At 65.9% G+C, this 14870-nt stretch carries 11 protein-coding genes; 6 read left to right on the top strand and 5 right to left on the bottom strand.

Features of this window, described 5'->3' with window-relative positions; all coding sequences use genetic code 11:
- Positions 1-106: 106 nt before the first annotated feature.
- The 4 genes from glgC to NDB2M1_RS02235 form a co-directional block, all read right to left on the bottom strand.
- Complete coding sequence (gene glgC, locus NDB2M1_RS02250; protein WP_072379187.1) at positions 107-1366, bottom strand: glucose-1-phosphate adenylyltransferase; 1260 nt, start codon at positions 1364-1366, stop codon at positions 107-109.
- 44 nt (positions 1367-1410) lie between these two features.
- Positions 1411-3585, bottom strand: coding sequence for a 1,4-alpha-glucan branching protein GlgB (gene glgB / locus NDB2M1_RS02245; RefSeq protein WP_072379185.1), 2175 nt, complete (start codon positions 3583-3585; stop codon positions 1411-1413).
- Entirely contained in the window at positions 3582-5972 is a 2391-nt protein-coding gene (locus NDB2M1_RS02240) for a glycogen/starch/alpha-glucan phosphorylase (RefSeq protein ID WP_072380035.1), read from the bottom strand. Before NDB2M1_RS02240 ends, glgB begins: the two co-directional genes overlap by 4 nt.
- A gap of 278 nt (positions 5973-6250) precedes the next feature.
- The gene (locus NDB2M1_RS02235) at positions 6251-6751 is read right to left on the bottom strand and encodes a Rid family hydrolase (protein ID WP_054121804.1); all 501 of its coding nucleotides are present in this window, start codon (positions 6749-6751) and stop codon (positions 6251-6253) included.
- A gap of 226 nt (positions 6752-6977) precedes the next feature.
- Between NDB2M1_RS02235 and NDB2M1_RS02230 the strand changes: the two genes are divergently transcribed.
- The 5 genes from NDB2M1_RS02230 (at position 6978) to NDB2M1_RS02210 (ending at position 12980) form a co-directional block, all read left to right on the top strand.
- The gene (locus NDB2M1_RS02230; RefSeq protein ID WP_231624972.1) at positions 6978-7421 is read left to right on the top strand and encodes a c-type cytochrome; all 444 of its coding nucleotides are present in this window, start codon (positions 6978-6980) and stop codon (positions 7419-7421) included.
- Between the two features lie 25 nt (positions 7422-7446).
- Complete coding sequence (locus NDB2M1_RS02225) at positions 7447-9036, top strand: flavin monoamine oxidase family protein (protein WP_072379183.1); 1590 nt, start codon at positions 7447-7449, stop codon at positions 9034-9036.
- Between the two features lie 54 nt (positions 9037-9090).
- Positions 9091-10092, top strand: coding sequence for an NADPH:quinone oxidoreductase family protein (locus NDB2M1_RS02220; protein WP_253185742.1), 1002 nt, complete (start codon positions 9091-9093; stop codon positions 10090-10092).
- Between the two features lie 421 nt (positions 10093-10513).
- Complete coding sequence (locus NDB2M1_RS02215) at positions 10514-11380, top strand: p-hydroxycinnamoyl CoA hydratase/lyase (RefSeq protein ID WP_083554604.1); 867 nt, start codon at positions 10514-10516, stop codon at positions 11378-11380.
- A gap of 196 nt (positions 11381-11576) precedes the next feature.
- Positions 11577-12980 (top strand): M20/M25/M40 family metallo-hydrolase, encoded by a 1404-nt coding sequence (locus tag NDB2M1_RS02210; RefSeq protein ID WP_054121807.1) that lies wholly within the window; start codon positions 11577-11579, stop codon positions 12978-12980.
- On the opposite strand, the gene NDB2M1_RS02205 is transcribed toward NDB2M1_RS02210, so the two are convergent.
- Positions 12961-13596, bottom strand: a complete 636-nt coding sequence (locus NDB2M1_RS02205; protein WP_054121808.1) for a TetR family transcriptional regulator C-terminal domain-containing protein — start codon at positions 13594-13596, stop codon at positions 12961-12963. The genes NDB2M1_RS02210 and NDB2M1_RS02205 overlap by 20 nt on opposite strands.
- Before the next feature lie 59 nt (positions 13597-13655).
- Between NDB2M1_RS02205 and NDB2M1_RS02200 the strand changes: the two genes are divergently transcribed.
- Positions 13656-14834, top strand: coding sequence for an aromatic ring-hydroxylating oxygenase subunit alpha (locus NDB2M1_RS02200; protein WP_072379179.1), 1179 nt, complete (start codon positions 13656-13658; stop codon positions 14832-14834).
- Positions 14835-14870: the final 36 nt, after the last annotated feature.

The raw sequence follows: 14870 nt of genomic DNA, 5'->3' as shown, positions 1-14870 counted from the left end.
GAGGGGTTGGGGGAGGGGGCTCGGCCTGTCCTGAGAGCGCGGCGCACCCCCACCCGGCCTCCCCCGAGCGGGGGAGGGGAAGAAAAGTGGATCAGGAGCGCGTCCATCACTTCAGCCGCTCGATCATTGCCTTGTTGATCAGGCACACGCCGCCTTCGGTGCGGCGGAAGCGCTTGGCGTCGAGTTCCGGGTCTTCGCCCACGACGAGGCCTTCGGGGATGCGCACGCCGGAATCGAGGATGACGCGCTTGAGGCGGGCGCCGCGGCCGATGTTGCAATAGGGCAGGATCACGCCTTCATCGACGCTGGAGAACGAGCCCATCTTCACGCCGGTGAAGAGGAGGCTGCGCCTGGCGATGGCGCCGGAGACGATGCAATCCTGCGAGATCAGCGAGGAAATCGCCATGCCGCGCCGGCCTTCCTGATCGTGGACGAACTTGGCCGGCGCCGCCACGACCTGATCGGTCCAGATCGGCCAGTCGCGGTCGTACATGTTGAGCTTCGGGACGACATCCGTCAGGTCGAGGTTCGCCTCGAAATAGGCGTCGAGCGTGCCCACGTCGCGCCAGTATTCGCCGATTTCCTCGGCGGCGCGAATGCAGCTGTCGGTGAAGCGGTGGGCGACGGCCTTGCCGTTCTTCACGATATCGGGAATGATGTCCTTGCCGAAATCGCGGCTCGAGTTCGGGTCGTCGGCATCGCGGCGCAGCGCTTCGAACAGGAACTTCGTCTCGAACACGTAGATGCCCATCGAGGCGAGCGAGTGTTCGGGATCGCCCGGGATTGAGGGCGGATCGGCGGGCTTTTCGACGAAATCGGTGATCACCGCCTTTTCGTCCACCGCCATCACACCGAAGCCCTTGGCTTCCTCGCGCTTGACCACGAGGCAGCCGATCGTCACGTCCGCGCCGGTGGCGACGTGCTGCTGCAGCATCAGCTCGTAGTCCATCTTGTAGATGTGATCGCCCGCGAGGATGACCATGTACTTGGGCGCGTGGCTGGCGATGATGTCGATGTTCTGGAACACCGCGTCTGCCGTGCCTTCGTACCAGGCGTGCTCCGATATGCGCTGCGAGGCGGGGAGGATGTCGAAGCTCTCGTTGCGTTCGGGCCGCATGAAGTTCCACGCGCGCTGCATGTGGCGGATCAGCGAGTGCGCCTTGTATTGCGTGGCGACGCCGATGCGGCGGATGCCCGAATTGATCGCGTTCGACAGCGCGAAGTCGATGATCCGGCTGACCCCGCCGAAATAGACCGCGGGCTTGGCGCGGTTGTCGGTGAGATCGTAAAGGCGGCTGCCGCGCCCGCCCGCGAGAACATAGGCCATGGCGTCGCGCGCCAGCGGCTGCCCATAAGTATCACGCATGACCCATCTCCCATCCTGGTTTTTTGGCCTTCTTGCCTTCCGGCTTATCCCTCGAACACGAACATGACGGTTGAAAGCGGCGGCAGCACGACCAGTGCGGCGCCGTGTTCCGCCGTGACTCCGCCCAGATTGCCCTGACCCGATCCGCCATAGAGCGCGGCATCGCTGTTGAGCGCCTCGCGCCACTTGCCGTCTTGCGGGAAGGGCAGGCGATAGTGGCCGTGGAGCGTCGGCGTCATGTTGCTGACGACGACCACGGTCGGCGCGCCCGGTGCCAGCCTCGCCCAGGCGAAGACCGAGGCGGCGGCATCGTCGACCACCAGCCATGCAAAGCCTTCGCCCTCGCAGTCGCGCGCATGGAGCGCGGGCAGGGTGCGGTAGGCGTGGTTGAGGTCCTTCACCCAGCGCTGCACCCCGGCGTGCTCGGCGATATCGAGCTGGTACCAGTCAAGCTCGCGTGCCTCGCTCCATTCGCGCCCCTGCGCAAACTCCTGCCCCATGAACAGCAGCTTCTTGCCGGGATAGCCCCACATCAGGCCATAGTAAGCGCGCAAGCTGGCGAACTTCTGCCAGGCGTCGGCGCCGCTCATCTTGCCGAGCAGCGAGCCCTTGCCGTGGACCACTTCGTCATGGCTCAGCGGGAGCACGAAGTTCTCGCTGAAGGCGTACATCAGCCCGAAGGTGATCTCGTCGTGATGGTAGCGGCGGTGGACGGGATCGCGCGCCATGTAGGCGAGCGTATCGTGCATGAAGCCCATGTTCCACTTGAAGCCGAAGCCGAGCCCGCCCCGCGGGGGGCCTGCGGCATCGGTGGGCAGGGTGACGCCGGGCCAGCTGGTCGATTCCTCGGCGACGGTGAGGAACCCGGCGTGGCTGGCATAGACCGCGCGGTTCATTGCCTGGAGGAAGCTGACGGCCTCCCAGTTCTCGCGGCCGCCCTCGGCATTGGGGATCCACTCGCCGTCCTTGCGGGAGTAGTCGCGGTAGAGCATCGAGGCGACCGCATCGACGCGCAGGCCATCCACATGGTAGCGCTCGGCCCAGAACAGCGCGTTGTTGACGAGGAAGCTGAGCACTTCGCGGCGGCCGAAATTGTAGATCGCGGTCTGCCAGTCGGGATGGAAACCGAGGCGCGGGTCTGCGTGTTCGTAAAGCTCGGTGCCATCGAACCGGGCGAGGCCGTGGGCATCGACCGGGAAGTGCGCGGGGACCCAGTCGATCAGCACGCCGATCCCGGCGCGGTGCGCGCCGTCGACAAATCGCGCGAAGCCTTCCGGCTCGCCGAAGCGGGCGGAGGGGGCGAAGAGGCCGGTGGTCTGGTAGCCCCAGCTGGGATCGAAGGGGTGCTCGGAGACGGGCAGGAATTCGATATGGGTGAAGCCCATTTCGACGACGTAGGGGATCAGCCGGTCGGCCAGCTCGTCCCATGAGTAGAACTCGCGGCCATCTCCCGGTTTCTGCCACGAGCCGGGATGAACCTCGTAGATGGAGATCGGCACGCGGCGCGGATCTGTCTTCGCCCAGCTGGCGCGGTGCGCGGCATCGCCCCATGCGTGCGCATCGGGCGCGGCAATCACGCTGGCGGTGGCGGGGCGCAGTTCGGAGCGGAAGGCGAAAGGATCGGCCTTGAGCGGCTGCACCGCACCGCCCGGGCCGACCACGCGGTACTTGTAGGCGCGTCCGGCCTCGATATCGGGGAGGAACACTTCCCATACGCCGATATCGGCGCGGCGGCGCATCGGGTGGCGGCGGCCGTCCCAGTCGTTGAAATCACCCACCACCGAGACGAGCTCTGCGTTGGGTGCCCAGACCGCGAAGTGCACGCCGCGCGCGCCTTCGTGCTCGATGACATGCGCGCCGAGCTTGTCGAACAGGCGCAGGTGCGTGCCTTCATTGATCAGGAAATCATCGAGCGGCCCCAGCACCGGGCCGAACGAATAGGCGTCGGTCACCCACCATTCGTGCGGGCCTGCGGTGCAGCGATACTTCACCGGCTGGCGCGGGCCGGTAACATGGCCTTCGAACAGGCCGCGATCGTCGATGCGCTTGAGTTCGCCCAGCGCCTTGCCGCCGAGCGAATGCGCCTCCGCCGTTTCCGCCCCGGGAAGTACGGCCCGGGCAAAGGCGCCGCCGGGCCCTTCGTGAATGCCCAGCAGCGCGAACGGATCGGCATGGGTTCCGTTCAGCAGGGCTTCGAGCGCGGCGGGAGACGGCTTCATGAGGTGGCAAGAACTCCCCAGATGTCGCGCGCATATTCGGCGATGGTGCGGTCCGAGGAGAACCAGCCGACATTGGCGATGTTGCGAATGGCCTTCTCGCGCCACCCGGCGTGATCTTCCCACAGACGGTCCACCCGGCGCTGCGCGGCATGGTAGCTGTCGAAATCGGCGGCGACCATGAACCAGTCGTGATCGTAGAGGCCGCCCATCAGCCCGGCATAGCGCGTCGGATCATCGGGCGAGAACACGCCGGTCGCGATGGCGGAGACGGCCTGCTGCAATTCGCGGCTGCCCTCGATCACTTCGCGCGGGTTGTAGCCATTGCCGCGCTTTTCGGCGACTTCCTCGGCGGTGAGGCCGAAGATCACGATGTTTTCATCGCCGACTCGGTCCTTGATCTCGATGTTCGCGCCGTCGAGCGTGCCGATGGTGAGCGCGCCGTTGAGCGCGAACTTCATGTTGCCGGTGCCCGAGGCTTCCATGCCTGCGGTGCTGATCTGCTCCGAAAGGTCCGCCGCCGGAATGATCCGCTCGGCCTTCGAGACGTTGTAGTCCGGCAGGAACACGACCTTGAGCAGCCCGCCTACCGAAGGATCGGCATTCACGCGCCGCGCGATGTCGCTCGCCAGTTTGATTATGAGCTTGGCGTTGTGATAGCTCGATGCCGCCTTGCCGCCGAAGATCTTGACGCGCGGCACCCAGTCGCGCTCCGGATGGCTGCGGATCTGGTCGTAGAGCGCGACCGTCTCGACGAGGTTGAGCAGCTGGCGCTTGTATTCGTGGATGCGCTTGATCTGCACGTCGAACAGCGCGTCGGGATCGAGCCGGAGGCCCATCGACTGGCGCACGTAGCTTGCCAGCGCGACCTTGTTGGCGCGCTTCACTTCGGCGATGCGCTCGCCCAGCGCGGCGTCGCCGGCCAGCGCATTGAGGTCTGCCAGCTTCTCCGCATCATCGAGGAACGCGGGGCCGATCGCATCGGTGATCACGCCGGTGAGGCCCGGATTGCACTGCTGCAGCCAGCGGCGCGGGGTGACGCCGTTGGTCTTGTTGTTGATCCGCGTGGGGTAAAGCCCGTGGAGGTCCGAAAAGACCGTGGACTTCATCAGCTCGGTATGGAGCGCGGCCACGCCGTTGACGCTGTGCGCGCCGACGAAGGCGAGGTTGGCCATGCGCACCCGCCGCTCGCCGGCTTCGTCGATCAGGCTGATCGCGGCGATGGCGCGGTCGTCCAGCCCGGACTTGCGCGCCTCGCGCAGCACGCGGCTGTTGATCGCGTAGATGATCTGCATGTGGCGCGGCAGCAGCCGCTCGAACAGCGGCAGCGGCCAGCTTTCCAGCGCCTCGGGCAGCAGGGTGTGGTTGGTATAGCCGACGGTCTTGCGCGTGAGGTCCCAGGCTTCGTTGAAATCGAGCCCGTGGATATCGACCAGCAGCCGCATGAGTTCCGCCACGGCGACCGCCGGGTGCGTGTCGTTGAGCTGGATCGCGGCCTTGTCGGGCAAGGTTTCGATCGTGCCATAGGTCTGGACGTGGCGGCGGACGATGTCCTGGATCGAGGCGGAAGTGAAGAAATACTCCTGCCGCAGCCGCAGTTCCTGCCCGGCCGGGCTGGAATCTGCCGGATAGAGCACGCGCACCAGCGTTTCGGCGCGGACTTCCTCGGCGAGCGCACCGGCATAGTCGCCCGCGTTGAACGCATCGAGCCGGATGGGATCGAGCGCGCTTGCGGTCCACAGCCGCAGCGTGTTGACCCGCTTGCCGCGCCAGCCGACGACCGGCGTATCGACCGCCGAGGCCTCGACCTGTTCGGCCGGGATCCACTCGACGCGGCCCGCCTTGTCGACGACTTCGCCGCCGAAGCCGATGCGGTACGCACTTTCCCGCCTGTCGAATTCCCAGGGGTTGCCGTGGCTCAGCCAGGTCTCGGGCAGTTCGACCTGCCAGCCATCGTCGATGCGCTGGCGGAACATGCCGTTCACATAGCGGATGCCGTAGCCGTAAGCCGGGATGTCGAGGCTGGCGAGGCTTTCCATGAAGCACGCGGCGAGGCGGCCGAGGCCCCCGTTGCCGAGCGCGGCGTCGGGTTCGAGATCCTCGATCGCGCCGAGGTCGAAGCCGTAGGACCTGAGCGCCTTTTCCATCTCACGCGTGAGGCCCATGTTGGAGAGCGCATCGCGCAGCAGGCGGCCGATCAGGAATTCGAGGCTGAGGTAATAGACGCGCTTGCCGCTCTCTTCATAGGTGCGGTGGGTCGATTCCATCCACTGGTCGATCACCTTGTCGCGCAGCGCGAGGACGGTGGCGGTGAACCAGTCGTGCGGCGTGGCCGAATGGACGTCCTTGCCGACACGGTGGCGCAGCACGTCGAGGATATGGGCCTGCATGTCGGGGCTGGCTGAGCCGCCGGCGGTCTGGTCGCGTTCATCGAGGCGCACGGATGGTAACTCCCCCTGGTCGGACGCTGCACGGCACGGGCTTCTGAAGCGGCCCTCGCTCTGACGTCCGGATGGTGTCCGGCCTCTCCCGGCGAATACGTTCGCAGACTAGGCGAGGGATGTTACCGGCGGCAAGACACCACGAGCCGCCAAAGAGACCGATCCGGGACGCCTGTCCAAAGGAATACGATTGCAATCCTTCGCAGCCACGCGGGAATGGCCTCAGGTCAGCGCTTCTTCGCCGCAATCGCCTCGATCTCGATCAGGAAGTAGGGGCCGGCCAGCGCCGAGACCTGGAAGGTCGAACGCGCGACCGTTATCGGGTTTTCCGCCGTCTTGAAGAACTGCTTGAAGCCTTCGTTCACCCCCGCAAAGTCCATCTTGCCGAGCTTGGGATCGGCCACGACGAAGAGCGTGAGCTTGATCACGTCGGACATCGAATAGCCGCGTGCTGCAAGGATCTCCTTGATCCGCTTGAGCGCGCTGGCGGTCTGCGTTTTCGTGTCGCCCAGATCATCGATCGATTTCACGTCGGCAAAGGTCTTGGCTGGATCGATGGGGGAAGCGAGCTGGCCCGAGAGGTAGAACAGGTCGGTCCCGGCCTTCACGTCCGCCCCGTCGAGGATCAGCGCCTGCGGGTTGCTCTGCACGCGCGTGACTTGCGCGTGAGCGGGGGTGGCAAGGCCAAGCATGGCGCAGATGATGGCGGGCAGGAGCATGAAGCGCATAACTGTTTTCCCCTATGGCGTGACCGCAGACGGATGCGGATGGCAACCATGACCTTAAGCGACAAAGCGCGAGGGAAAAAGCACTGTATCGGCGTGATCCGGCAGGATCGTACCCCAAGGGGAGGGCCGCGCCGCACCGATCCGGCAACAATTTGCATTGACGACGCTGCGCCGCAGCATAGCATGAACCACCTAGCCGACGGTAGCAGGAGTGGGGGCCACGACCTTGCCGGGATTTCGCAGCACTGTCCTGATTGCCGCCAGCCTGTCGCTGGCCTTCGCGCTTGCGGCGGGGAGCCCCGGTTTCGCGCAGGACCGCGGCGGCGGCTCCTCGGTCGCGGTGGCCGACGAGGGGCGCGAGATCTACGAGCAGATCTGCCAGTCCTGCCACATGGCCGATGCCAAGGGCGGGGGCGTCCCCGGCGCGATGATCCCGGCGCTGGCAGGCAATCCCCGGCTCGCCAACCACGATTATGCCAGCATCATCCTGCTCAAGGGGCGCGGCGGCATGCCGTGGTTCGAGGGGATGCTGACGCGCCCCCAGATCGCTGCGGTGCTCAACTACGTGCGCGGCCATTTCAACACCTATCCCGATGCCGTCACCGTCGCCGATCTTGACCGCATCAGCACTGCCAATCCCCCGGTTCCCGATTGCAACTGCGGGCACTGACCTCTCTTCCAGCAAGGTATCCCGCATGAGCCAGCCGATAGTGCCGACGACCCGCCGCGACCTTCTCGCGATGATCGGCAAGCTGGGCGGCGGAGCGGCGCTCTATCAGGCGATGACGGCGCTGGGCCATGCGGCGGAATCGCAGTTTACCGGCCCGCCGCAGCTTTCGGGTGCCAAGCCGGGCGCTTCGGTGCTCGTGCTTGGCGCGGGGCTGGCGGGGATGCTTGCGGCCTATGAGCTGACCAAGGCGGGCTACAAGGTCCAGATCCTCGAAGCGCAGACCCGGGCGGGCGGGCGCAACATGACCTTGCGCGGAGGGGATACGGTCACTGAGCTGGGCTCGGTCCAGAAAGTGGGCTTCGCGCCGGGCAACTACTTCAACCCCGGCCCCTGGCGCATTCCCTATCATCATCGCACCGTGCTGCATTACTGCAAGCAGTTCGGGGTCGTGCTCGAACCCTTCATGCAGAGCAATCACAACACCTTCGTCCACCGCAAGGCGGCGTTCGGGGGCAAGCCGCAGCGTTTCCGCGATCTGACCATCGACTGGAAAGGCCATGTCTCCGAACTGCTTGGCAAGGCGCTGAATGCGGGCGCGCTCGACCAGGCGGTGACGAAGGAGGACAAGGCCGTCCTGCTCGAAGCGCTGCGCAGCTGGGGCGTGCTCGACAAGAACATGGCCTATAGCAAGAGCGTGAAGCTGGGCGAGCAGCGCGGGTGGGAACGGCCGCCGGGGGGCGGTGTGAACGGTGCGCCGATCCCGAACGATCCGTTCAGCCTCTCCGACACGCTGGACAGCCAGATCTGGGGGCCGCTGGGCTTCTTCGCCGAACATGTGATGCAGACGAGCATGTTCCAGCCCAAGGGCGGGATGGACCATATCGGCAAGGCGTTTCAGGCGCGGGTGGGCAAGTTGATCCGCTATGGCACGCGCGTCAGCAAGATCGCGCAGGACGAGCGCGGGGTTACCGCGAGCTGGACCGATGCGAAGACCGGCGCGGCCGGGGAGACCCGTGCCGACTGGATGGTCTGCACGATCCCCGCGACGATCCTGGGGCAAATCGACTTGCAGGTTTCCGATGCCAAGAAAGCCGCGATCAAGGCGCTGCCTTACGAGAACTCGGTCAAGATCGGCCTGGAAATGAGGCGCCGGTTCTGGGAGACCGAGGACGCGATCTATGGCGGCACATCGTTCACCGATCAGGCAATCGGACTCATCAGCTATCCGAGCCATGGTTGCTTCAGCGACGGTCCGGCGGTGCTGCTGGGCGCCTATCCGTTCGGCGTGGGGTCCTATATCCTGGCCGGGATGACGCCCGAAAAGCGCATTGCCGCCGCGCTGGAACAAGGCGCGGTGCTGCATCCGGCGCACTACAAGGCGGAATTCCTGAGCGGCGCGACGGTGGCGTGGAGCCGGATGCCGTGGATACTCGGCTGCTGCGCGAAGTGGAGCGAGGAAAGCCGCGCGGCGCATTATCAGGATCTGGTCTCGATGGATGGTCGGATCGTCCTCGCGGGCGAGCACTGCTCCTATTACGGCTGCTGGCAGGAAGGCGCGCTGCTCTCCGCGCTCGATGCGATCACGCGGCTGCATCAGCGGGCGAGCGCCGCGTAAGGCTGGACGGCGACACAAGGCTGAGGCATCGCTGGCGGCGGGAGAGAACCGCCGATGACAAACTTGCCCGAGACCATGCACGTCCTCGAAGTGTCCGAACTTGCCCCCGATCTCGCCGGGGTCGGCGTGGCGGAGCGGCCCATGCCGCAGCCGGGGGCGGGGCAGGCGCTGGTGCGGATCGAGGCGGCGGCGCTCGGCTTTCCGGACCTGTTGATGACCGAGGGGCTCTATCAGGCCAAGCCGCCGCTGCCGTTCGTGCCGGGCTTCGAGGCAGCGGGCGAAGTCGTCGAAGCGGGCGAGGGGAGCCGCTGGCGGGCGGGAGACAAGGTGATCGTCGCCACGTTGACGGGCGCGGTGGTGCAATACGGCGCCTATGCCGATGCCGCGCTGATCCCGCTGCCCGCCGCGCTCTCGTTCGCCGAGGGGGCCTCGCTGCGCGCGGCCTATATCACCGCCTACACGGCCATCGCGCGCATCGGCCGGGCGGAGGCGGGCGAAACGCTGGTGGTGCATGGCGCGGCGGGCGGCGTCGGACTGGCGGCGGTCGATCTCGGCAAGGCGCTGGGGCTCACCGTCATCGCGGTCGCATCGACGGCGGAGAAGCGCGAGGCCATTCAGCGGCTCTATGCGCCGGACCATATCCTTGCCGGGCCGACGGGGCTGCGCGAGCAGATTCTGGAGCTGACCGGCGGGCGCGGGGCGGACCTGGTCTATGATCCTGTCGGCGGGGACGTGTTCGACGAGGCCTGCCGCTATACCGCGTTCGGCGGGCGGCTGCTGGTGGTGGGCTTTGCCGGGGGGCGGATTGCCGAGGTGCGCACCAACATTCCGCTGATCAAGGGCTTCTCGGTCGTCGGCGTGCGTGCAGGCGAATATGGGCGGCGTTTCCCGGAACGCGGCGCTGCGGACATCGCGGAGGTGATGCGGCTGGCGGAGGAAGGCCGCATCCGGCCGCATGTGCATTCTGCCTTGCCGCTTGCCGATTGGCGCGAGGCCTACCTCGCGATGCGCGAGCGCCGGGTGATCGGGCGGACGGTGATTCTGCCGCACGGATGAGGGGGCGGAACCGGACCAAAAAGAGGGGCCACCCGTTGCCGGATGGCCCTTTGAAAGTTTGGGAGAGGATGCCTGAAAGGCCTGTCCCTAGTGCGCCGCACCCCGGGTCTTCGCAAGTGCGAAACATAGCGTGGCAATTGCAGTTAATGCAATTCACTGGCCGAAAAGCGCGGTTTCAAGCGATTTCAGAGGGCGGAATTTGCATTATTTTCAAATGCTGCATTCGTATGCGGTGATCGTTCACAGGGGTTTCTGCACCCATCCTGTCCTTTGGTGCAGGTTTTGAGTCCGTTACGGTTGAAACTACGCAGTCGGGCCGATTTCACGCCGTGCCATGCCTTGCCGGGGCCAAAGTTGCGCCGACTCACGAAGTGTTATATAGCATAACCCATTAGCTCTGTTTCACCCGAGAGGACGCACCGTGACCGACCAGACCCCGATTGCCCCCAAGCCGGAACGCGCCGAGGAGGACACCGTTGCCTTCTGCGTCGAGGATGGCATCGCCTGGGTGGCGTTCAACCGGCCGGAGAAGCGCAACTGCATGAGCCCCAAGCTCAACCGCCGCATGAAGGCGGTGCTGGAAGAGCTCGAGTTCCGCGAGGACGTGAAGGTGCTGGTGCTGACCGGTGAGGGCGAAGCCTGGACCGCGGGCATGGACCTCAAGGAATACTTCCGCGAGACCGAGGCGCAGGGCCTCTGGGCCGTGCGCAAGTCGCAGCGCGAGAGCTACGGCTGGTTCGAGCGGCTGCGCTGGTATGAGAAGCCGACGATCGCGATGATCAATGGCTGGTGCTTCGGCGGCGGCTATGGCCCGCTGTTCGGCTGCGACATCGCGATTGCAGCGGAGGACGCGCAGTTCGGGCTTTCCGAGATCAATTGGGGCATCCTCCCCGGCGGCGGCGCCAGCAAGGTTGCGCAGGAGCTGATGCCGTTCCGCAAGGCGATGTACCACGCGATGATGGGCGAGAACCTCTCCGGCAAGCAGGCCGAGGAACAGGGACTGGTGACCGAAGCGGTGCCGGCGGACAAGCTGCGCGCGCGCGTCCTGGAAATCGCCAATGTCCTCAAGAAGAAGGACACGCACGCGCTGCGCGCCACCAAGTGGACGATGCGCCGCATGGTCGACATGACCTACGACAACGCGCTCGACTACCAGATCCGCGCGCAGGAAGCGCTGCACAGCTTCGGCGGTGCGGCTGCGCGCAAGGAAGCGACCCGCCAGTTCCTCGACGAAAAGAGCTTCAAGCCGGGGCTCGGCACGTTCGACGCGAGCAAGGTGGAGCGCTGAGGGGGCCCACCGCTTTTGGAAGGCCCACCCCCGACCCCTCCCGCAGGCGGGAGGGGAGACTAAGCGCGGCGTTTAAGCCCCTCCCGCAAGCGGGAGGGGTTTGGGGTGGGCCAGCGCGCGAGGCTATCAAGAAAACATCTTGCGCGCTGCAACATAGCCCGCCAGCGTCGAGGGACATCAGGAGTCCCGTAACGCCATGTCCCCATTCCGTCTCGCTGCGCTGTCTGTCCTCGCTATTGCCCCGCTGCCGGTGCTGGCCGCTGCGCCTGCCGCTTATCCGGCCGCTGAAGCGCAGGTTCTCGATCTGGCCACCAAGTCCATCGCGATCCGCTCGGTGCGCGGGGAGAACAACCGGACCATCGACGTCGCCAAGCTCTACAAGCAGGCGCTGCTGGCGGCGGGCTGGGCCGAGGGGGATATCGAGATCACGCCGGTCGACGACACCGCCTATATCATCGCGACATGGACCGGCAGCGATCCCAAGCTCAAGCCGCTGGTGATCTCGGGCCATATGGACGTGGTCGAGGCCAAGCCTGCGGACTGGCAGCGCGATCCGTTCACCCCGGTGGTCGAGAACGGCATTCTCTATGGCCGGGGCGCGACCGACATGAAGTTCGGCGGCGCGCTGGCGCTGTCCTCGCTGATCGAGCTGCGCAAGTCGGGCTACAAGCCGCGCCGCACGATCGTCATCGAGTTCTCGGGCGACGAGGAAACGGTGATGAAGACGACCGGGCTCATCGCCGACAAGCTCAAGAACGCGGAACTGGTGATCAATGCCGATGCGGGCGGCGGCAAGCTGGAGGAAGTGGCGGGCAAGCCGCTCTACTGGGTGTGGGACGGCGCCGAGAAGACCTACGGCGATTTCAAGGTCGAGGTCACCAACCCCGGCGGGCACAGTTCGGCGCCGCGCCCGGAAAACGCCATCGTCCAGCTCGCCTCGGCGCTGGTGAAGATCGGTGCCTACAAGTTTCCCGCCGAGCAGAACCCGCTGACCAAGGCCTATTTCACGCAGGCCGCGCCGTTCGAGGCCGATCCCGGGACGGCCGCGGCGATGCGGGCCTTCTCGGTCAACCCGGCGGATGCGGACGCGATTGCCGTGCTGCGCGCCAATCCGGCGATGGTCGGCAAGGTCGGCACCACTTGCGTGCCGACGATGGCGGATGCGGGCCACGCGCTGAACGCGCTGCCGCAGCGCGCCACGGCCTACATCAATTGCCGCATCTTCCCCGGCCACAGCCGCGCCGAGATCATGGAGCAGCTGCTCAAGGTGGTCGGCCAGCCCGAGGTGAAGATCACCGACGTCAGCGAGGGGTCATTCGAGACCGACGCTTCGCCGATGCGCCCCGATTTCGTCGCCGCTTCGACCAAGGCGATCCGCAAGGCCTGGGGCAAGGACATCGCGGTGGTCCCCTCGCAGAGCTCGGGCGCGTCGGACAGCATGTACTACCGCCGCCTCGGCATCCCGGCCTATGGCGCGAGCCCGGTGTTCACCAAGGACAGCGAGGAATTCTCGCATGGCCTCAATGAGCGCGTGCGGCTTGAGAACATCCGCCCCGGCGTGACCTATTACCTGAGCCTGCTCACCGACCTTTCAAAGTAAACGGTCTGGTCGAAATAAGCGTATCGAGGAAGCGGCGCGCGATGTCGCCCGCTTCCTCGGCGCTGAAGCAGCCGGGCGAGAGGCAGAGTTCGAGCCAGAGGCCGTCGAGCAGCGCGGTGACGGCGATCGCCGCGCGCCGCCGTTCGGCCTCGGGCATGCCGCAGGCGCCGAGCAGCGCTTCGAGCCTGGCGCGCGAACCGGCATATTGCTCGTCATGCTGCGCAGCGATGGCGGGCCGCGCGGTGACGAGGCTCCAGAACGCGATCCACGTGGCGAGCAGCTGCCGGTCCGCGATGGTCGGCGCGAACGTCGTCGTCACGAAGGCATCGAGCCGCGCGCGCGGATCGGGTCCGGCGGCTTCCACCGCGCGGTCGATGGTTTCGGCAACCACCGCTTCGACGTGATCGTAAGTCGCCGCGACAAGCGCTTCGATTCCGCTGAAATAATGGCTGACGAGGCCCGGCGATACACCCGCCTCCACCGCAATCGCCCGCACGCTGGCGCCGGCCGCGCCGAGCCGCGCCAGCACGCGCGCGCAGGCCTCGATCAGCGCGAGCCGGCGCGCGTCGGGCTCCTGACGGCGGAAGGCGGGCTGGTGAGCGGAGGGCGGTTTCATCTTGCTTATCCTAGCCGTTGTTGTACGTTCGTCCAACAAGCTTTTTTCGGAGATTCGGTATGGGCCACCAATCCGCCATCGCGGCCTGCAGCGCCAGCGAGCACGATCCCGATGCGGACTGGAGCCTGCCGGGCTGGCTCTACACCGATCCCGAATATCATGCGCTTGAGATGGAGCGGGTGATCCGCCCTTCGTGGCAGATCGTCTGCCATGTGAACGAAATTCCCAACGCGGGCGACTGGCGCACGATCGACTACATCGGCGAAAGCGTGATCGTCATGCGCGGCGATGATGGGCAAGTGCGCGCCTTCACCAACGTGTGCCGCCACCGCGCGATGCGGCTGGTGGAAGGCACCGCGGGCTGCGCGAAGAAGCTCGTCTGCCCCTACCACGCGTGGGTCTACGAGACCGACGGGCGCCTCACCGGGGTTCCGATGAAGAGCGACTATCCCGCTCTCAAGCTGGAGGAAAACGGCCTCGCCCCCGTCGCGCTCGAGGTGTGGCGCGGCTTCGTCTGGGTCTGCCTCAAGCCCGGCGTGTTCCCGACTGTGGGTGAGATGATGGCCCCGCATGAGGCCGAAATCGCTCCCTACCGGTTCGAGGACATGCAGCCGATGGGCAAGATGCGCCTGCGCCCGCGCGATGTGAACTGGAAGAACGTCGGCGACAACTATTCGGACAACCTGCATATCCCCGTTGCGCATGATGGGCTGACCCGCATTTTCGGGAAGTCCTATGAAATTCAGGCGGATGACTGGGTCGACCGGCTCAAGGGCGATCTTGTCGACAAGCCGAGCGCCAATTTCTGGGAACGCTTCTATCAGGCGCATCTGCCCCATGTGGAGGAGCTGCCGGAGGAGAACCGCCGCCGCTGGCTCTACTTCAAGCTCTGGCCGAACATGGCGTTCGATATCTATGCCGATCAGATCGATTTCATGCAGTGGCTGCCGATCAGCCCGACCACCTGCCTGCTGCGCGAGATGGCCTATGCGCTGCCGGACGACAGCAGGACGATGAAGCTGGTGCGCTATGCCAACTGGCGCATCAACCGCGTGGTCAACAAGGAAGACACCTGGCTGATCGAGCGCGTGCAGCAGGGCATGAATTCGCAGACCTATGGCGCGGGGCCCATCGGCAAGAGCGAGGTCTGCCTGCGCAGCTTCGCGCGCAAGATCCGCGCGCTGACCCCGGAAGCGCGGCTGCACAAAGCACCGCCGGCGGGGTGGAGCAAACAGTAAAGGCCCAAGCCCAACCCCTCCCGCAAGCGGGAGGGG

Source organism: Novosphingobium sp. NDB2Meth1 (genome assembly GCF_900117425.1).
Classification (GTDB): Bacteria; Pseudomonadota; Alphaproteobacteria; order Sphingomonadales; family Sphingomonadaceae; genus Novosphingobium.
This window is presented reverse-complemented; position numbering and strand designations above follow the sequence as displayed.

Excerpts from the sequence above, each read along its gene's own strand:
- glgC (WP_072379187.1), bottom strand. The coding sequence starts at position 1,366 with ATGCGTGATACTTATGGGCAGCCGCTGGCGCGCGACGCCATGGCCTAT.
- glgB (WP_072379185.1), bottom strand. The coding sequence starts at position 3,585 with ATGAAGCCGTCTCCCGCCGCGCTCGAAGCCCTGCTGAACGGAACCCAT.
- NDB2M1_RS02240 (WP_072380035.1), bottom strand. The coding sequence starts at position 5,972 with ATGCAGGCCCATATCCTCGACGTGCTGCGCCACCGTGTCGGCAAGGAC.
- NDB2M1_RS02235 (WP_054121804.1), bottom strand. The coding sequence starts at position 6,751 with ATGCGCTTCATGCTCCTGCCCGCCATCATCTGCGCCATGCTTGGCCTT.
- NDB2M1_RS02225 (WP_072379183.1), top strand. The coding sequence starts at position 7,447 with ATGAGCCAGCCGATAGTGCCGACGACCCGCCGCGACCTTCTCGCGATG.
- NDB2M1_RS02220 (WP_253185742.1), top strand. The coding sequence starts at position 9,091 with ATGACAAACTTGCCCGAGACCATGCACGTCCTCGAAGTGTCCGAACTT.
- NDB2M1_RS02210 (WP_054121807.1), top strand. The coding sequence starts at position 11,577 with ATGTCCCCATTCCGTCTCGCTGCGCTGTCTGTCCTCGCTATTGCCCCG.
- NDB2M1_RS02205 (WP_054121808.1), bottom strand. The coding sequence starts at position 13,596 with ATGAAACCGCCCTCCGCTCACCAGCCCGCCTTCCGCCGTCAGGAGCCC.
- NDB2M1_RS02200 (WP_072379179.1), top strand. The coding sequence starts at position 13,656 with ATGGGCCACCAATCCGCCATCGCGGCCTGCAGCGCCAGCGAGCACGAT.